Here is an 18,154-nt window from a genome sequence, read left to right on the forward strand (position 1 = left end):
AACCGCCCTCGTGAAGGGGGCGGTTTTTTGTGTCAGGTCGGCAACAGCTTGCCTTACTCCTCGCTGGAGTTGTCCTGATAGTCGTCGCGCTGGGCCTTGGGCAGGCGGCGCATGGGGGTGAAGCCGATGTCTTCCCCCACGACCTCGCGCTTGCGGGCCGGAGCCGGCTTCTTGGGGCCGTCCCCTTTGGCCTTGCCCTTGCCTTTGGCCCCGTCAGGTTTGCCTTTGGCATTGTTGCTCTTGGCGTTGGCATGGCCGCGGTCACGGGGCGGGTTTTGCACCGGCTTGCTGCCTGGCAGGGTCTGGCGGCTCGGCTTGCCGCTCGGCTCGTACCCTTCCAGGATCTCCACTGTCAGGGATTGGCCGATCAGGGCCTCGATATCCTTGAGTTGACCCAGCTCGTCCTGGCTCACCAAAGAGATGGCCTCGCCACCACGGCCGGCGCGGCCGGTGCGGCCGATGCGGTGGATGTAATCCTCCGCCATCTGGGGCAGCTCGAAGTTGATCACGTGGGGCAGCTGATCGATGTCGAGGCCGCGAGCGGCGATGTCGGTCGCGACCAGCACCCGCACCTTGCCCTCACGGAAATCGGCCAGCGCCCGGTTGCGGGCACCCTGGCTCTTGTCGCCGTGAATGGCGACGGTATTGAGGCCATCTTTTTGCATCTGCTGGGCGAGGCGGTCGGCGATCTGCTTGGTACGCACGAACACCAGCACCCGCTGCCAGTTGCCACGGCCGATCATGTGGGAGAGCATCTCGCGGCGGCGTTCCCGGTCGACCTGGATGACGCGCTGGGTCACCTGATCGGCGGCAGTGTTGCTGGGATCCACCTCGATCAGGGTGGGATCATTGAGCAGATCGTCCGCCAGCGCCTTGATGTCATTCGAGAAGGTGGCGGAGAAGAGCAGGGTCTGCCGCTCTTCCGGCAGCGCCTTCATGATGCGGCGAATGTCGGTGATGAAGCCCATGTCGAGCATTCTGTCCGCTTCATCCAGCACCAGCACTTCCAGAGAGCTCAGGGTGAGAGCCCCCTGGGTCAGCAGATCCAGCAGGCGGCCCGGGGTGGCGACCAGGATGTCGACCCCGAGCTTGATGGCGTCCAGGTTCGGCTTGATGCTGACGCCGCCATAGGCGATCAGGGTGCGGAACGGCAGATGGTGGGCGTACTTGATGATGCTCTCGCCCACCTGGGCGGCGAGCTCCCGGGTCGGGGTCAGCACCAGGGCGCGGACCTGGCGGCGGCCGCCACGGCCGTGGTTGGCCAGCAGACGGTGCAACATGGGCAGGGTGAAACCGGCGGTCTTGCCTGTGCCTGTCTGGGCGCCGCCCAGCACGTCCTGACCGGCCAGAATGGCCGGGATGGCTTGCTGCTGTATGGGGGTGGGTTGTTCGTAACCCAGCTCCTTGACGGCCCGCAAGATGTGCGGTGACAGACCCAGTTCATTGAATGACATGTTCGAGAGAAACTCCGAGCCTTGGGCTCAACGGGTGACGACAGCCTGGGCCCGTCACGACATGGAAGAAGGTGGGTAGCGGGTCAGGGCAGGGCCTGATCCCTTCAGGCCCGTCCCGCGGGCGCTACGACACGAAAAAGATAATGGGCGCGTAATATAGCAGAAGTGACGCAGGCACGCAGTAACGGCGTCACGAATGAGGACCCGGGGCACAAAGGGGCTGCGTCGAGTCCGATGGGAGAGGGCCATGGCCGTCTGTCGCCCGGGGTGCCCGGCTCACAGCAGCCCCTGGATGGCCCCCGCCAGATCCTCGGGTTTGGTCTGGGGGGCGAAGCGATCCACCACCCGGCCCTCCCGATCGAGCAGGAACTTGGTGAAGTTCCACTTGATGGCCTCGCTCCCGAGCAGCCCGGGTTTTTGCTGCTTGAGCCAGCGATAGAAGGGGTGGGCCTGCTCGCCGTTGACCTCGCACTTGGCCATCAGGGGGAAGCTCACCGGGTAATCCAGCGAACAGAAGCGGGCTATCTCCTCGGCATCCCCGGGCTCCTGGTGGCCGAACTGATCGCAGGGGAAGCCCAGGATCACCAGGCCCTGCTCACCAAACTGGCGATGAAGCGCCTCCAGCCCGGTGTATTGAGGGGTGAAGCCGCAGCGGCTGGCCACGTTGACCACCAGCAGGACCTTCCCTTGCAGGGCGTCACCGGGAAACTCGCTGCCATCGAGTCGTTGCAGGGGAATGGTGGGCAAGGGCATGGCGCTCTCCTGAGTCATGGATGCAGAGGGAGACCCGATTCGGGCCTTGTTTTCACGTTAGCGGGCCAGGGGCTGCGGGGCAAGGGGAAATCGGCGCCCGGGGCCGGGCCCTTATTGATGGCGGGACTTCTCAAGAGAAGCAATCCGGTTTGTGCCCAGGGGGGGAAGTCGCTACAAAGCGCACTCTCTCCACTCGCTGCGAGTCAATCTTGGACTATCAAGCCGTCATGGATGCCATTTACACCCGGGGATGGGTGATTGTGGATGATTTCTTAACCGCCTCCGAGGTGGATGCCTTGCGGGCCTGCCTGCCGGGGGAGTGGCAGCCTGCGGGGATAGGGCGGGAGGGGTTGCATCAGGGCAATCCGGCGATCCGCCGTGATCAGATCCACTGGCTGGATCCCTCCCTGGGCGCCCCCGTGGCCGACTATCTGGCCCGCATGGAGTCCCTGCGTCTGGCGGCCAATCGCAACCTGATGCTGGGGCTGTTTGACTACGAGGCCCACTTCGCCCGCTACCGCAGCGGCGACTTCTATGCGACTCACCGCGACGCCTTTGCCGGGCGCTCCAACCGCCGCCTCACCTCGGTGTTCTACTTGAACAACGGCTGGCAGCCCCAGGCAGGGGGCGTGTTGCGGGTCTATGACAACGACGAGCAGTTTCTGATGGATGTCTCCCCCAAGGGAGGGCGGCTGGTGCTCTTCCTGTCGGAGGAGTTTCCCCACGAGGTGCTGCCCGCGAGCGAGGAGCGTTACAGCATCGCCGGCTGGTTTCGGGTCAATGGCAATGGCGCCGGGCGGGTAGATCCCCCTCGCTGAGTCCGTTTCGTCCCGTTTTTGACACAGGCGCCTCTTTTTACGGGCCAGGATGGGGGGATGGCGGCCCCATCGGCTGACAAGGCTTCCTCTCCCTTGCTACACTGGCCGCACTTATGTTCGTATCTGGCTTCGCCCGTTGTTTGGTGCGCAGGTCGCGCAGCCGGATTTTCCCCGGCCATGACGAAGCCGCTTCTCCCAAGGGATCACATCTAATGAAGAACATGCATGTCTTGCTGCTGTGCGGCGGCGGTGGCGCCGAGCACGAAGTCTCTCTGCGCAGTGCCAATTTCCTCGAACAACAGCTCGGTCTTTTGCCTGGGGTCGAAGTGACCCGGGTCGAGATGTTCGCCGACCGCTGGCTCAGTGCCGACGGCCGCGAGTGCAAGCTGGGGCTGGACAAGCTGCTCTCCTTTGACAGCGTGGCCCGTCCGGTGGACTACGTGGTGCCCTGCATCCACGGCTATCCGGGTGAGACCGGCGATCTGCAATCCTTCCTCGAGCTGGCGGGCCTGCCCTATCTGGGGTGCGATGCCGAGGCGAGCAAGATCTGCTTCAACAAGATCAGCACCAAGCTGTGGCTCTCCGCCATCGGCATCCCCAACACCCCCTATCTGTTTTTGACCGAGCAGGGCGACGAGGCACTGAGCGAGGCGAGAGCCGCGCTGGCCAAGTGGGGCAAGGTATTTATCAAGGCCGCCTCGCAAGGGTCATCCGTGGGCTGCTACTCCGCCAGCAACGAGGCCGAGCTGCTGCAGGGGATCAAGGATGCCTTCGGTTACTCCGAGCAGGTGCTGATCGAAAAAGCGGTCAAGCCCCGCGAGCTGGAAGTGGCTGTCTACCAGTACGGCGACGAGCTGGTGGCCACCTATCCCGGGGAGATCTGCGTGCCCCAGGACAAGTTCTACACCTATGAGGAGAAGTACAGCAGCGCCAGCCACACCGAGACGGCGCTCAAGGCCGAAGGCTTGACCCAGGCCCAGTCTGACGCCATTCACGCCTACTCCCTCAAGGCCTTCCGTCAGCTGAAGTTGACCCATCTGTCACGCATCGACTTCTTCCTGACCGAGGATGGCGAGATACTGCTCAACGAGATCAACACCTTCCCGGGCATGACCTCCATCTCCATGTTCCCGAAACTGCTGGAGCATCACGGTCACAGCTTCGCTCGCTTCCTCGAGCAGATCCTGCGCAAAGAGGCCTGAGTCGCGGCCCCATGCAGAAGATGATAAAGAGGGGCCTGCAGGCCCCTCTGTCATAGGGGTCGCCGCGCTTATCCGGCGAGCTGCCCCGGGTGTACCCTGGCCTCCCAGTGCTCCCCCTCGGGAGCCTTGCAGCCCCATGGCGCGCTCGCTACAATCTGCCCCCATTTTCCCGCAGACCCTGTCGCCGAGCCGCGCCCCATGAAGCCCATCCCCGATCATGCCGTCAATCGCCTGCGCATCTGGCGCAAGAGCATCTCTACCCGTCCCTTTCTCGCCCGTGGTGGCAGCGTGCCCCGCTGCGAGGCCTGCCAGCTGCGTCATGCCTGGTGTGCCTGCGAGTGGCGCCCCGAGCTCAAGGCCGAGGCGGGCTTCTGCCTCTTGATGTATGACAGCGAACCCATGAAGCCGTCCAACACCGGCCGTCTTATCGCCGATGTCTTGCCCCAGACGACCTGGGCCTTTCTCTGGAAACGCACCCAGCCCCATCCCGAGCTGCTGGCCCTGCTGGCGGATCCCGCCTGGCAGCCCTATGTGGTGTTCCCCGCCTGCGAGAAGAACCCGGCCCGGGTGACCGAGCGGGTTGCCCTTGCCCCTGGCAAGAAGCCACTCTTCATCCTGCTGGACGGTACCTGGCCCGAGGCGCGCAAGATGTTCAACATGAGCCCCTATCTGGATGGCTTCCCCGTGCTGTCGGTGCGGCCGGACGCGCTCTCCACCTATGGCATGCGAGTCGCCCACTGCGATGAGCACCTGTGCACCGCCGAGGTGGCGGCCTGCGTGCTGGAGGTGGCCGGTGAGCTGCAGGCAGGCCAGGCGTTGCAACATTGGTTCAATCTGTTCAGCAGCCGCTATATGGCAGGCAGAGTGAGTCGGGCGCCCGGCGAGGACGAGACCCCGCTGTTGCAGGCCCTGGAGGCGATCAAGGGGGAGGTTGCCGAGTCTGCCGCTGATCGGGGCGAGGCCAGCGTGGCAACCCTGGTTTAACCGGCTCGGCTGAATGGCGAAGGTAGGGCATGGGCATCATCGGACAAGCTGATTGCCCCAATTGCCGTGCCTGTGATCAGAAATGGATGGAATTGGATTCACCACCTGCCGCTGTTTCGTTCGCTTTGGCGGTCGATGCCAAGGTGGCGACCTATTGATGAAAATCAGGAGGTGAATCGATCGTCTGCCACTGTGTCGTTCGCTTTGGCAGACGATAGCAAGGCAGTGTCCACATTGATGAAAATCAGGAGTTGAATCGATCGTCTGCCACTGTGTCGTTCGCTTTGGCAGACGATGGCAAGGCAGCGTCCAGATTGATGAAAATCAGGAATCAGTTGGCTGCCATTGTTTCGTTAGCCTCATGAGCCCGCCCCCGTTAGGATAGCGACCTGCATTGTGCTCAAACAGGACACCCGGGATTGCCGCGGGTGGCCGCATCACACGAGGTTTATGGATGGAACTGGAACTGCTCACCCTGGTTGCCCTGTTCGGGGTCGCCCTTATCGCCGGCTTTATCGACGCCATCGCCGGGGGCGGCGGTCTGTTGACGGTGCCGGCCCTGCTTGCCACCGGCATGCCGCCCGCCCTGGTGCTCGGCACCAACAAGTTGCAGAGCAGTTTCGGCTCCTTCTCCGCCACCTGGTTCTATGCCCGCAAGGGGCTCCTGGAGTGGGCCATCATCTGGCCGGCGGTCATCTGCACCTTCATCGGGGCGGCCATCGGCACCCTGGCGGTGCAGACCATAGACGCCGCCATCCTGGAGCGCCTCCTGCCTTTCCTGCTGATGGCGTTCGCCTGCTACTTCTATTTCTCCCCCAGGGTGAGCGATGCGGAGAGCCAGCGCCGTCTCACCCCCATGCTGTTCGCTTTGCTGGTGGGGGGCGGGGTCGGTTTCTATGACGGCTTCTTCGGCCCCGGCACCGGCTCCTTCTTCGCCATCGGCTTTGTGGCCCTGGCAGGCTTTGGCATGGCCAGAGCCACTGCCCACACCAAGCTGCTCAACTTCACCTCCAACATCGCCTCCCTGCTGTTCTTTGCCCTCGGCGGCAAGGTGGTGTGGAGCGTGGGCTTCTGCATGGCGCTGGGCCAGTTCATCGGGGCCCGTTTCGGTTCCAAGCTGGTGTTGAAGAAGGGGGTGAAGCTCATCAAGCCGCTGCTGGTGACCGTCTCCCTGGTGATGTCCGCCAAGCTGGTGTGGAGTCAGTACCCCGAGCTGTTCAGCTGGCTCGTATGAGTCATTTCTAGCCTTGGCTCACCCGGGCGAAGTGGGCCCGGATCCCCTCGACCAGGCGCTGGATCCGCGCCCGCTTGAGGCTGCTCGGCCGATAGACCAGGTGCAGCGGGCGCGCCAGCCCCGGCAGGGCGCGCGCCCGTTTCCCCTGATCCCCCACCAGGGCCAGCAGACCGGCCGGCAGCAGCACCGGGCCTATGCCCGCCTTGGCCAGCTCGATCAGCGCCAGGTAGGAGTCGAGCTCCATGGCCGGCACCAGCCCGAGCGCGGCCAGGGGATCCCGCAGATAGCGATTGGAGGGGTTCTCCAGATCCATGGTCAGGATCTTGCGCACCTTCTCCTGTACCAGGGTTTCCTCACCCAGATCTCTTTGTGTCAATGGCTTGCCACTCGCCCTGTCTGGCGAGGCAACCCTGTGATCCGGCTGCGCCGCCGTCTCCTGATCGTCCCCCACCAGATAGAAGGGCTCCTCCAGCAGCAGCTCGGCACAGAGGCCGTGGCCGGGGGGCAGCCGGCCGGCGCAGATGCCGAGCAGGGCATCGCCACCGCGCACCCGCGTCAGTATCACCGGGGTGTGGTGAGTGGAGAGGGCAAGGTGAGGATCTTGCTCAAGGTAGTCGTGCATGAAACGGGCGAGGTAGCCCGCCAGCAGGGTCTCGGAGCAGGCGACGGGCAGGGGGGTCTGGTCGGTGAGGGTCTGGCTGTCCGCCAGCACCCCCTTCATCTCCGCCAGGCTCGGGGCCACCCGGGCGAGCAGCTCCCGGGCCTGGGGGGTGAGGCGAGTCTGGCGGCCATCCGGCTCGATGAGCCGCTTGCCAAGGCGCTGCTCCAGCTGGGTGATGCGCTTGCTCACCGCCGACTGGCTGATATAGAGGCGGCTCGCGACCTTGGCCATGGTGCCCTCGCTCGCCAGCAGGCAGAGTGTCTCCAGCCCTTCCAGTAACATGCTTCCTCCGTTCAACCTCTGTTGGGAGGGGTTACCTTAGGGGCTGCCGGCATCAGGGGCAAGTCCCGTCTGTCACCCGTGACAGCGGCCAGCGCCATGTCTTGACGGGCGGGGCGAAGATCACCAGGTTGCCGATAAGGCTCACCACCACACCCAGGATGGAGACCGTCTGCCAGACGAAGCCCTCATACAGGGTGGAGAGGCTCAGCGCCACCAGGGGAAACAGCACAGTGGCATAGGCCGCCTTGCTGGCGCCGATGCGCCCCACCAGGGTGAGGTAGGCGGTGAAGGCGATGACGGAGCCGAAGATGGCCAGATAGACCATGGCCGCGAGGTAGCGGGGTTCGGTCGGCAGGGTCAGGGACTGACCCAGCACCATGACCCAGCCCAGCAGCAGCGCTACCCCGTACACCATGCCCCAGGGCACCATCTGCAACACCTGATAGCCCTGGCGCTGGCCGCGAGCCGAGACAAGGTTCCCGAGGGAGAAGCAGAGGGTTCCCGCACAGGCAAACAACAGCCCCTTCCAGCCGTTTGCACCCAGTTGCGCATCCGCCAGCACGGGCCAGAACAGCAGCAGTGTGCCCATGAGCCCCAGTAGCGACCCCTGCAACCAGCGCATGCCGGGGCGCTTGCCCTCGAACAGCCAGAGGTTGAGGCCGTTGAAGATGCTGGCGCTGGCGAAGATCACCGCCGACAGGCCGCTCGGTATATAGAGGGTGGCGTGGTAGAAGCAGAGGAAGTTGGTGGAGAAGAGCAGGGCGCCGAGCAGGGCCGCATAACGCTGGCCCGCCCAGGGCAGGCGCGGGAACTTGCCGCTTAACGTGAGCAGGGCAAAGAGCGCCAGCGCCGCCAGGGCGAAGCGGTAGAGCACAGAGACCTCGATGGGAATGGGGCCGAGCTGCCAGGCGATGGCGATCCAGGTACTGCCCCAGATGAGGACGGTGGAAACATACAGCAGGAGGTTCATAAGCGGATCCGGGCAAAAGGGGAGTGACATGGGGATCAGCATGGGCCTGATGGCGTGAGCTGGCTTGCACCATCTTGCGGTTTTTTGTGGCCGGCTGCAGCGCTTGGCGAGCCACCGCGATAAGATGTCGGCACGGGAACAAGGATGAGGCAGACAGGTGCAGCAGAGACGACAGGCGGGGGTGTTCGATGCCCTGGTCAGCACGGGGGCACGGCTGGAGGACTCCTGCTGGCTGGAGCCCGGGCTCGGGGTGGCCAGCTGGCGCAACCGCTACGATCAGACCCGCTACCACAAGCCGGGTCACCACACCATCAGCGTCTATCTGCAGGGGGGCGAGCAGACCGAGCGCCTCGACGGTCCCGGCGGCCACGGTGGCACCGGCAAGGTGTGCATCATGCCGGATCACCACAGATCCGAATGGCTGGTGCGCGAGGAGTTTCGCTTCTTCCACCTCTACTTCACCCCTGAGCACCTCTGCCGCATCGCCGAACAGGTGTGCGACAAGGAGGGGCGCCATCTGGTGTTGCAGGACAAGACCTTCATCGAGGATCCCCAGGCCGCAGCCCTGGTGCAGGCACAGCTGATGAAGCTGGACTGGCAGCACGGGGTCGATCGCATGGCGCTCTCCCACGGCGCCTGGATGCTGATGCTCCATGCCTATCGTCACCATACCCGTGAAGCGCCTGGGCTCCCCGAGGTGCGGGGCGGCCTGGCCCCCGTGGTGATCCGGCGGGTGCAGGAGTATCTGCTGGCCCACCTGGCCGAGCCCGTCACTCTGGGCGAACTCGCCCGGGAGGCGGGCCTGAGCGAATATCACTTCGCCCGCATGTTCGGCCAGAGCCTGGGTTGCCCGCCCCATCGCTACCTGCAGGGGCTCAGGCTCCAGCGGGCCAAGCAGTTGCTGGCGGGAAGCGATCCCCTGGCCAGCATCGCCGCCCAGTGCGGCTTCTCCTCCCAGGCCCATTTTGGCAATCGTTTTCGGGAGGCCTTCGGCCTGAGCCCGGGGCAGTGGCGCGCCCAATTGTCATTCTCCTGTCACAGATAACGCTGAGACTCTGGGTGAAAGAGGTGTACCCTCTACCACTTACCCATAAAAAGGAATGCCCATTGAATCATCGCAAACGTCAGACCCGCACCCGCCACCTCTGGTTCAGCCACTGGAATGCCCCTCAGGATCGCGCCTGCCTGCCCACCCCTCCCGAACCCGTAGTGCCTCACAGTTCCCGCTGAAAACCCCAAGACCCGATAGGATTTTCCCGGCAACTTTGCCACTATTGCGCCATCAGGATGGACTGGATATGGCCGCATGTTTCTGGAACGCATTGAAGTCAAAGGTTTTCGCGGGATAAATCGGCTCTCGCTCGGGCTGGATCACACCACTGTTCTCATCGGTGAGAATGCCTGGGGCAAGTCCAGCCTGCTGCGTGCCCTCTGGTGCCTGCTGGGGGATACCGAACCCTATCAATTCAGTCGCGATGATTTCCATCAGCCCGAAGACCCCGAGCTGAGCCCATCGCGCACCCTGCAACTGGTGCTCACCTTCAGCGAGTACCGCCCCCAGATGTGCCAGCACTCCCGCCGATTGGCGCGCCTTGGTGCGGCCTGGATCCCCCACAGGGACAAGTTCCACCGTATCCACTATCGCGCCAGCGCCGAGCTGCTGGACGATGGCAGCGTGCAGAGCACCCATGACTTTCTCGACGGCATCGGCAAGAGCCTGGCCATCGACAACAACGCGGAGCTGGTGCGCCTGCTCATCACCATGAACCCGGTGTTCCGGCTGCGGGATGCCCGTACGGCCCGCGACGGCATAGAGCAGCTGCCCTGGGACGATCTCTCCGAGCAGCGGCTCGGAGAGCTCGCCGGCAAGCTGACCGACGAGCCCCAGCGCATCGGCGAGCCCGAGCTCAAGGAGGCGCTGCAGGCGGTGCAGCAGTTGATGGAGCACTACTTCAGCGCCCTGGCCCCCATCAAGCACAAGCCCCGCAGCCAGCGGGAAATCGTCAATCGCCCCATGACCCTGCGCAACCCTGGCAACTTGCAGGTGCTGCTGCGCAGTGCGGACAACCGGGCCCTGCAACTGGCCATGGCAGGCATGGCCGCCATGCTGCTCCATGCCCGCGGCAACCGGGAGCTGGAGGAGGGGGCCAGGCCCATATTGATGCTGGAAGATCCCGAGAGCCGCCTGCATCCCACCATGCTGGCGCTGGCCTGGGGCCTGCTCGAGCAGTTGCCCGGCCAGAAGCTGCTTACCACCAACTCGGGGGATCTGCTCTCTTCCCTGCCACTCAACCAGGTGCGCCGCCTGGTACGCCGCCAGCATGACATCCTCTGTCATCAGCTGGGGGGGGAGCGCTACAGCAGCGACGACTTGCGCAAGATTGCCTTTCACGTGCGGATCAACAGGCCCATGTCGATGTTTGCCCGCTGCTGGCTGCTGGTGGAGGGGGAGACAGAGATCTGGCTGCTCTCCGAGCTCGCCCAGATCTGCGGCTACAGCCTGCGGGCGGAAGGGGTGCGCATCATAGAGTTCGCCCAGTGCGGTCAGGCCCCCCTCATCAAGGTGGCCCGCGACTTTGGCATAGAGTGGCACCTGCTCACCGACGGCGACGAGGCGGGCGCCAAGTACGCGAGCTCCGCCCGCTCCCTGCTCAAGGGGGAGCGGGAGCGGGACAGGATCACCCAGTTGCCCTCGGCGGACATAGAGCACTACCTCTACCACAACGGATTCGAGGCGGTGTTTCGGCGCGAGGCCGGGGTCGGGGGGCGATCCACCCTCAACGCCGGGCGCATCATCTCCAAGGCCATCCATCACCGCAGCAAGCCTGGCCTGGCCCTGGCCGTGGTGGAGGAGGCGGAGCGCCTTGGCAGCGAACACATTCCCCCCATGCTCAAGCAGATGTTCGCGCGAGTGGTCGCCCTGGCCCGCGGCCAGAGCTAGTCTCGCAGGCGTTGGGGATGGGGGCGGGTTTGGGTATACTCGCCCCTCGTTTTTTGTTGCCGGGGCCCTTGGGCCCTGTCCTCTGTTTGTTGCCGGAGACCCTATGTTCGTCCAACTTCCTTTTTGGCTCTTTTCCCTGACCGGCCTGATGGCCCTGGGGGCCCTGATCGCGCTCGTGATCGTCTTGTGGCGCGGGGATCTCTGCCCGGGCCAGCGCTCGCGGATCACCAACCAGCTCTTCTCCATCTGGGTGATCACCGGCCTCTCCCTGATGCTGGGGATCGAAGCCGGGGTAACCGGCTGGCTGATTTGGTGCGGGGGCGCCGCCCTTATCCTGGGGATAGTGCTGTCCCTGGCCCAGTCCCGCCTCGAGGGCAAGCGCGCCATTCCCGCCAGCCTGCTGTGGCTGCCTGCCATGCCGCTCGCCCTCTATGGCCTGGGTCTGCTGCAGATCCAGGGCTGGCTGAACGGGGCACTGCAGATGGTGTTGCTGGGCTCGGCCTTCGCACATTTGATGCTGCTGCGTGCCCGCCACCGTCTGCAAGCCTTCAACCTGCTGCTGCCGTTGGCGGGGCTGCTGGCCGCCATGCTGAGCCTGATCTGGCTGGCGGTGCTGGTGAGCGGGCAGGACAATGGCGCCGGGCTAGATGCCCTGATCCCCGGGGTACTGACCCAGGCGGGCTTGCTCATCGCCGCCCTGCTGCTCTGGTTCAGCCCAATCTACCGGCAGCAGGAGACGGCTCCCGTGGTGTTGTCCGTGACCCTGTGCGGTCTCATCATCGCCCAGATAGCGGCGACCAGCGTGCTGCATCAGCTAGTCTGAGCCCGCCGCAACGCGTCATGAAGAATAGAGAAGCCCGCGCCGTCCCATAGGCGCGGGCTTTTTCATACATAGAGAGAGGGGAATGGCACGCCGGATCCAGCAGCCCAACCTGGCAGGGGAGTGCCCTGAGCGGCAAGGGGAGCACCTAGTTGACTGAAAAAACTACGGTTTGTTGCAAAAGAACACAGCATCTGATGGTTTAATCCCCTGGTAAACTTTTTTTAGGATATTTACTTGCAATCTCAGCGTTGGAGCCTATTATTGGCCACCTCAGACGCGGGGTGGAGCAGCTCGGTAGCTCGTCGGGCTCATAACCCGAAGGTCGTCGGTTCAAATCCGGCCCCCGCAACCATCTGAGTGTCGACATCGACAACACCCACAAGGTGAGAAGTGATGAAGACGATTCGAACTGGCTACTGCTCGGCCACTTCGGAAAAAATACGGACGCGGGGTGGAGCAGCTCGGTAGCTCGTCGGGCTCATAACCCGAAGGTCGTCAGTTCAAATCTGGCCCCCGCAACCAACTATTTGTTCTCATGGCTCGGTCTTGCACCGCAGCGGTGAGACGAAGACGCAAGGTGCTACTGCTCGGCAGCTTGCGGGAAAGGTCCGGTAACGGACACACAATTCGGACGCGGGGTGGAGCAGCTCGGTAGCTCGTCGGGCTCATAACCCGAAGGTCGTCAGTTCAAATCTGGCCCCCGCAACCAACTATTTGTCCTCATGGCACGGCTCAGGTCGCTGCGCTGAGACGAAGACGCAAGGTGCTACTGCTCGGCAGCTTGCGGGAAAGGTCCGGCAACGGACACACAATTCGGACGCGGGGTGGAGCAGCTCGGTAGCTCGTCGGGCTCATAACCCGAAGGTCGTCAGTTCAAATCTGGCCCCCGCAACCAACTATTTGTTCTCATGGCTCGGTCTTGCATCGCAGCGGTGAGACGAAGACGCAAGGTGCCACTGCTCGGCAGCTTGCGGGAAAGGTCCTGCAACGGACACACAATTCGGACGCGGGGTGGAGCAGCTCGGTAGCTCGTCGGGCTCATAACCCGAAGGTCGTCAGTTCAAATCTGGCCCCCGCAACCAACTATTTGTCTTCATGGCTCGGTGTTGCACCGCAGCGGTGAGACGAAGACGCAAGGTGCTACTGCTCGGCAGCTTGCGGGAAAGGTCCGGCAACGGACACACAATTCGGACGCGGGGTGGAGCAGCTCGGTAGCTCGTCGGGCTCATAACCCGAAGGTCGTCAGTTCAAATCTGGCCCCCGCAACCAACTATTTGTCCTTATGGCACGGCTCAGGTCGCTGCGGTGAGACGAAGACGCAAGCTGCTACTGCTCGGCAGCTTGCGGGAAAGGTCTGGCAACGGACACACAATTCGGACGCGGGGTGGAGCAGCTCGGTAGCTCGTCGGGCTCATAACCCGAAGGTCGTCAGTTCAAATCTGGCCCCCGCAACCAACTATTTGTCCTCATGGCGCGGCTCAGGTCGCTGCGGTGAGACGAAGACCCAAGCTGCTACTGCTCGGCAGCTTGCGGGAAAGGTCTGGCAACGGACGCACAATTCGGACGCGGGGTGGAGCAGCTCGGTAGCTCGTCGGGCTCATAACCCGAAGGTCGTCGGTTCAAATCCGGCCCCCGCAACCAACTTATTATCTTTTCCCCTTCTCCATATCCATCTCGACCCTCCCGTCTATCACCCTGATCCAGCACATTAATTTATGTGGTGGCGATCCTTTGTCCCATTTGTTCGGTATCATTCTGGCTTCTGTTCATGGATGAGGCCTCTCCCTGTGATGCACGCTTTCAACTACCTTGCCCCCAAGATAACCATGCAGACCAGCACCCTGAACGAGGTGATGGCGAGCGACATTCCCGTCAAACTGCTGCTGGTAGCCGAGACCGGGCGCGACGCCCTGCTGGCGCAACCGGCCTTCGCCGGGGTGGCGGCCCAGATAGCCCTGGGTCTGCCGGCCCCTTACCGGCTGGCGGATGGCCAGGGCCTGCAGCTGGTGCTCTTCGTGGACTCGGCGCCGGTGCTGGATCATCGGCTCTACAAGCAGGTCCGCACCTGGACCGCCCCCCTTGCGGTTCTCAAGGTGGCGCAGCTGGCGCTGCACCTGGAGGGCTTCAATGAGGCGCCCCGGGCGCTGCTGGCCGAGCTGGTGCTCGCCACCTTGCTGGCGGCCAATGTGCCGTTGCCCACCCAGAAACGCGCCGACGAGGCGCCCATCGGCTATCAGAGCCTGACCCTGTCTCCCCCCTGCATCCTGGATCTGGCCCGCATCGAGGCCGAGGCTCAGGGCAACGGGCTGGCCCGTCATCTGGCCGTGCTGCCCGCCTCCGAGTTGAACGCCGCCAGCTACCGTGCCTTCGCACGGCAGCTGGCGCAAGCGGAGGGCTGGCAATGGGAGGAGTTCGACGAGACGGCCCTCGCCAAGCTCGGTGCCGGCGCCTTCCTGGCGGTGGCCAGGGGCTCTGAGGACAACCAGGCCGCCATCGTCAAGCTCAGCTATTGCCCGGCCAATCCGGTGCGTCGCATCGCGCTGGTGGGCAAGGGGATCTGTCACGACTCCGGGGGCTATAACCTGAAAGTCGGCGGCAGCATGTATGGCATGCACCTGGACATGGGGGGCAGCGCTGTGGCGCTCGGGACCCTGCATGCCATCAGCCGGGCCAAGTTGCCCTACGAGGTACACTGCTGGCTCGCCATCGCCGAGAACCACATAGGCCCCCGTGCCTACCGACCGGGGGAGGTGGTGACCGCCCTCAATGGCACCACCATAGAGGTGGTGGACACCGACGCCGAGGGGCGCATGGTGCTGGCGGATGCCCTGGCGCTGGCGGCCAAAGGGGAGCCCGATCTGCTGATTGACTACGCGACCCTGACCGGCGCCTGCAAGCGGGCGCTCGGCAGCCGTTACAGCGGCGCCTTCACCAATCGCCCCGACTGGCTTCCCGAGCTGATACGCCTGGGGCAGCAGAGCGGTGAACGCATCTGGCCCTTCCCGCTGGACGAGGATTTCGATGACAACCTCGATAGCGAGTGGGCCGATCTGTTACAGTGCGCGCCGGGAACCTCGCCGGATCACATCGACGCCGCCCGCTTCCTCAGCCGCTTCGTGCCCGGGCAGACACCCTGGCTGCACCTCGACTTGAGCGGTTTTCGCAACAAGGGGGGCAACGGCGTGGTCGGCAGCGAAGTGACCGGGTTTGGCGTCAGGCTGTCGCTGACGCTGCTCGCCAGCCCGCTCGGGACGGCCGAGCCCGCCACATGAATCGCCAAGTACAACCAATGAGGACAAGCGTGAAACAAGCAAGCTATGACTGGGTGTTGTTCGATCTGGACGAGACCCTGCTCGATTTCCCGGTCGCGAAGGCACTGGAGCGCACCCTGCAGATCTATGGCGTGACGCCGACGCCCCCCAGGATGGCGGCCTATCACGAGCTGAACCACAAGCTGTGGCAGCAATACAACTCAGGCGAGATAGACGCCACCTGGCTGCAGCAGACCCGGTTTTCGATGTTTGCCGAGCAGGTGGACGTGGCACCCATGGCGATGAATGACACCTTCCTGCAGCAGATCATCGCCCTGAGCGTGCCGCTGGAGGGGGTGGAGGAGACCCTGCTGGCCCTGAAGAGCCGGGTCAGGATGGGGATCATCACCAATGGTTTCAGCCTGCCCCAGCGCGGTCGTCTCGACAAGCTGGGCTGGAATGAGTGGTTTGAGCCCCTCGTTATCTCCGACGAGGTGCAGGTGACCAAGCCGGCCGCCGCCATCTTCCAGCATGCTCTGGATCTGATGGGGCAACCGAGCCCGGCGCGAGTGCTGATGGTGGGGGACAACCCCAAGACCGACATCGCCGGTGCCGCCGCCCAGGGGCTGGCGACCTGCTGGTACAACCCCGCCCGCCAGCAGGGGCCCTGCGAGGCGACTCACGAGATCCATCACTTCGCCCACCTCTCTGACATAGTGCTGGGACGCTGAGCCAGGCGCTAAGCGGATCCGCAAAGACACAAAAGGCAGCCCTCGGGCTGCCTTTTTTCATCTGAGGCGTTCTCAGGTGCCGAGGCGGCTGAGCAGCCAGGCCTCGAGCAGGGCGACGCCTGGGGCCAGCACGGCCTCGTCGAAGTCGAACTCCGGATGGTGATGAGGCGCCGCCAGATTGGCCCCCAGGATCAGGTAGGCGGCCTGGCCGCCATTTTGCTGCACCCGCTCGATGAGAAAACCGGCATCCTCGCTGGCACCGAAACGGCGGCTGTGGATGGTTTCAAGCTTGAGCGCCTCGGCCAGGGGCACTATCTCCTCGAGCAGGGCCGGACTGTTCTCTATGCCGATGGCTTCCCCCTGCTTGCGAATGAGGTAGCTGGCCCCCTGCATCATGGCGGCCCCTTCCACTATCTGCTGCACCTGGCCAAACATGTAGTCGTTAAGCGCCGGGGTGGCGCCCCGGGTCTCTCCCTGCAGGCGGGCGTGACCCGGGATCACGTTGCGACCGCTACCCCCATTGAGCTGGCCTATGTTGATGCGGGTCATGCCGTCCCGGTGGCGGGCAATGCCGAGCATGGCGGTGGTGGCCGTGCAGGCCGCCGCCAGGGCATTGCTGCCGGCGTTGGGCTCGAGCCCCGCGTGGGCGGCGCGCCCCATGAATTCCACATCGAACTTGGTGGAGCAGAGAAACTCGGTGGGATTGACCACCAGTTCGCCGCTGTTGGCATGAATGCCGATGTGCAGCGCCAGCAGGGCATCCACGTCGTCGAGCTGACCACCCGCCGCCAGCGCCTTGCCGCCGCGACACCCCTCTTCGGCAGGCTGGAAGAACAGCTTGATGCGGCCGTTGAGCCGCTCGGCCAGGGCGCTGATCCGCTCGGCTAGCACCAGCCCGATGGCGGTGTGGCCGTCGTGGGCGCAGGCGTGCATCCAGCCCGGGTTGGCGGAGTGCCACTCCTCCTGGCAGGGCTGGTGCGCCGGATCCCGGCTCTCTTCCACCTCTACCGCATCTATGTCAAAACGAAACCCCAGGGTGGGGCCGGGGCGGCCGCTGTCCCAGACCCCCATCACACCGGTGATCTCGTCGATGCGAGCCAGCCAGTCGGGGTGTGCCCCCTGACGCAGGGCTCGCTCCTTCTGGGCCGCGACGTCGATCTCCCGTCCCATGATGAGGTTGCTGGCCAGCAGCTTGTCCCCCAGCATGACGGAAAAACCGAGTTCGGAAAGGTGGTGGGCGATGAGGGCACTGGTGCGAAATTCACACCAGGCGGCTTCGGGGAGACGGTGAAGGTCACGGCGCCAGTGGCGCAGAGCATCCTGAGTCATGGTGATTCCTGCATGGCAAATCCAGCGGACATTGTGACGGGCAGGGGGGCAAGAGTAAATCCCGCAGAGACAGATGCGGCAAGGGGAGCACTGAGGCTCCCCTTGCAAGAACGGCGATCATGACGCCCTGGTCGTTAAATGCTCACAGATAGCCAATAAGTCCTGACTGACATCCTGTTCTTGCACAAAGCTTCAAAAATCCATCTTTGTGGGTGTTTTTGCGGCCTGGTGACGCTATCAAGACCCAGGGCAAGCGGCTTCCTGACCGATTAACCGCCTTAGAGCTGTGCCAGCGAGGGCAGAGAGACGGCAACCAGAGTGAAAAACACGGTAAAAACGGCGGTAACAACGAACTCTTTCATTATTTTGTCTCCCTTGGCTGACTGATGATGAAACCAAGATACCACAATGACAGGGGATAACAATGAAAAATGTATTTATATGACCAATTTCACTTGGTGGTGATGTAGTGCCATGTTTTTGTAATTTTGTGGCTGTTTTATCGTCTAATCATAGGGTGGTCAACTTTTCGCATGTCTTCAATACAATAATATTCTTTATATACATATAGTTACTGTTTTTCGTTTGTGTTTTTTGATGGGTTTTGTACGAGGCTCATTTAATTGTCTTCAACTTTTGTGACGGAAAATGGCAGGGCGATGCGCCTGAAAGTGTCGCCAATGATGGGTTGGCTCGCTGGTATCACCATTTCCCTTGTCTC

At 63.4% G+C, this 18,154-nt stretch carries 15 protein-coding genes and 8 tRNA genes; 18 read left to right on the forward strand and 5 right to left on the reverse strand.

Features of this window, described 5'->3' with window-relative positions; translation table 11 throughout:
* Positions 1-53: 53 nt before the first annotated feature.
* Positions 54-1,454: a DEAD/DEAH box helicase gene (locus tag Aeroheme_RS09620; protein ID WP_411167164.1), complete on the reverse strand. Its 1,401-nt coding sequence runs from the start codon at positions 1,452-1,454 to the stop codon at positions 54-56.
* Between the two features lie 276 nt (positions 1,455-1,730).
* The gene (locus tag Aeroheme_RS09625) at positions 1,731-2,207 is read right to left on the reverse strand and encodes a glutathione peroxidase (RefSeq protein ID WP_163157386.1); all 477 of its coding nucleotides are present in this window, start codon (positions 2,205-2,207) and stop codon (positions 1,731-1,733) included.
* Positions 2,208-2,416: 209 nt separating this feature from the next.
* Between Aeroheme_RS09625 and Aeroheme_RS09630 the strand changes: the two genes are divergently transcribed.
* The 4 genes from Aeroheme_RS09630 (at position 2,417) to Aeroheme_RS09645 (ending at position 6,445) form a co-directional block, all read left to right on the forward strand.
* The gene (locus tag Aeroheme_RS09630; RefSeq protein WP_213345061.1) at positions 2,417-3,025 is read left to right on the forward strand and encodes a 2OG-Fe(II) oxygenase; all 609 of its coding nucleotides are present in this window, start codon (positions 2,417-2,419) and stop codon (positions 3,023-3,025) included.
* A 212-nt stretch (positions 3,026-3,237) separates the two neighbouring features.
* On the forward strand, positions 3,238-4,227 hold the full coding sequence (locus Aeroheme_RS09635) for a D-alanine--D-alanine ligase (RefSeq protein WP_404838861.1): 990 nt from the start codon (positions 3,238-3,240) through the stop codon (positions 4,225-4,227).
* 198 nt (positions 4,228-4,425) lie between these two features.
* Positions 4,426-5,211 (forward strand): tRNA-uridine aminocarboxypropyltransferase, encoded by a 786-nt coding sequence (locus Aeroheme_RS09640; RefSeq protein WP_411167165.1) that lies wholly within the window; start codon positions 4,426-4,428, stop codon positions 5,209-5,211.
* Between the two features lie 454 nt (positions 5,212-5,665).
* Positions 5,666-6,445 (forward strand): TSUP family transporter, encoded by a 780-nt coding sequence (locus Aeroheme_RS09645; RefSeq protein WP_025327090.1) that lies wholly within the window; start codon positions 5,666-5,668, stop codon positions 6,443-6,445.
* Between the two features lie 7 nt (positions 6,446-6,452).
* Here Aeroheme_RS09645 and Aeroheme_RS09650 read toward each other — a convergent pair whose 3' ends face one another.
* Both Aeroheme_RS09650 and Aeroheme_RS09655 read right to left on the reverse strand, forming a co-directional pair.
* Positions 6,453-7,388: a LysR family transcriptional regulator gene (locus Aeroheme_RS09650; protein ID WP_395950089.1), complete on the reverse strand. Its 936-nt coding sequence runs from the start codon at positions 7,386-7,388 to the stop codon at positions 6,453-6,455.
* A 52-nt stretch (positions 7,389-7,440) separates the two neighbouring features.
* Positions 7,441-8,358 carry a DMT family transporter gene (locus tag Aeroheme_RS09655; protein WP_162627306.1) on the reverse strand — a complete coding sequence of 306 codons (918 nt, stop codon included), beginning with the start codon at positions 8,356-8,358 and terminating at the stop codon, positions 7,441-7,443.
* A gap of 157 nt (positions 8,359-8,515) precedes the next feature.
* Between Aeroheme_RS09655 and Aeroheme_RS09660 the strand changes: the two genes are divergently transcribed.
* The 14 genes from Aeroheme_RS09660 (at position 8,516) to yjjG (ending at position 16,104) form a co-directional block, all read left to right on the forward strand.
* Positions 8,516-9,403 carry a helix-turn-helix domain-containing protein gene (locus Aeroheme_RS09660; protein WP_411167166.1) on the forward strand — a complete coding sequence of 296 codons (888 nt, stop codon included), beginning with the start codon at positions 8,516-8,518 and terminating at the stop codon, positions 9,401-9,403.
* A gap of 62 nt (positions 9,404-9,465) precedes the next feature.
* Positions 9,466-9,588, forward strand: a complete 123-nt coding sequence (locus tag Aeroheme_RS09665; protein WP_262110571.1) for a hypothetical protein — start codon at positions 9,466-9,468, stop codon at positions 9,586-9,588.
* 76 nt (positions 9,589-9,664) lie between these two features.
* Positions 9,665-11,299: an ATP-dependent endonuclease gene (locus Aeroheme_RS09670; protein ID WP_411167167.1), complete on the forward strand. Its 1,635-nt coding sequence runs from the start codon at positions 9,665-9,667 to the stop codon at positions 11,297-11,299.
* A gap of 103 nt (positions 11,300-11,402) precedes the next feature.
* Entirely contained in the window at positions 11,403-12,122 is a 720-nt protein-coding gene (locus Aeroheme_RS09675; protein WP_411167168.1) for a hypothetical protein, read from the forward strand.
* A gap of 275 nt (positions 12,123-12,397) precedes the next feature.
* A tRNA-Met gene (locus Aeroheme_RS09680) sits at positions 12,398-12,474 on the forward strand.
* 93 nt (positions 12,475-12,567) lie between these two features.
* Positions 12,568-12,644 (forward strand) — tRNA-Met (locus tag Aeroheme_RS09685).
* A gap of 110 nt (positions 12,645-12,754) precedes the next feature.
* Positions 12,755-12,831 (forward strand) — tRNA-Met (locus tag Aeroheme_RS09690).
* 109 nt (positions 12,832-12,940) lie between these two features.
* Positions 12,941-13,017: transfer RNA gene (locus Aeroheme_RS09695), tRNA-Met, on the forward strand.
* A 110-nt stretch (positions 13,018-13,127) separates the two neighbouring features.
* Positions 13,128-13,204, forward strand: a tRNA-Met gene (locus tag Aeroheme_RS09700).
* A gap of 110 nt (positions 13,205-13,314) precedes the next feature.
* Positions 13,315-13,391, forward strand: a tRNA-Met gene (locus Aeroheme_RS09705).
* A 109-nt stretch (positions 13,392-13,500) separates the two neighbouring features.
* A tRNA-Met gene (locus Aeroheme_RS09710) sits at positions 13,501-13,577 on the forward strand.
* A 109-nt stretch (positions 13,578-13,686) separates the two neighbouring features.
* Positions 13,687-13,763 (forward strand) — tRNA-Met (locus Aeroheme_RS09715).
* Between the two features lie 146 nt (positions 13,764-13,909).
* Positions 13,910-15,394, forward strand: a complete 1,485-nt coding sequence (locus Aeroheme_RS09720) for a M17 family metallopeptidase (RefSeq protein ID WP_411167169.1) — start codon at positions 13,910-13,912, stop codon at positions 15,392-15,394.
* 29 nt (positions 15,395-15,423) lie between these two features.
* Positions 15,424-16,104: a pyrimidine 5'-nucleotidase gene (gene yjjG, locus Aeroheme_RS09725; protein ID WP_106886692.1), complete on the forward strand. Its 681-nt coding sequence runs from the start codon at positions 15,424-15,426 to the stop codon at positions 16,102-16,104.
* A gap of 72 nt (positions 16,105-16,176) precedes the next feature.
* Here yjjG and Aeroheme_RS09730 read toward each other — a convergent pair whose 3' ends face one another.
* A complete protein-coding gene (locus Aeroheme_RS09730; RefSeq protein ID WP_139743826.1) occupies positions 16,177-17,433 on the reverse strand; it encodes an amidohydrolase in 1,257 nt (418 codons plus the stop codon).
* Positions 17,434-18,154: the final 721 nt, after the last annotated feature.

The sequence above is a fragment of the Aeromonas sp. DSM 116730 genome (genome assembly GCF_046581335.1).
GTDB lineage: Bacteria > Pseudomonadota > Gammaproteobacteria > Enterobacterales > Aeromonadaceae > Aeromonas > Aeromonas rivipollensis.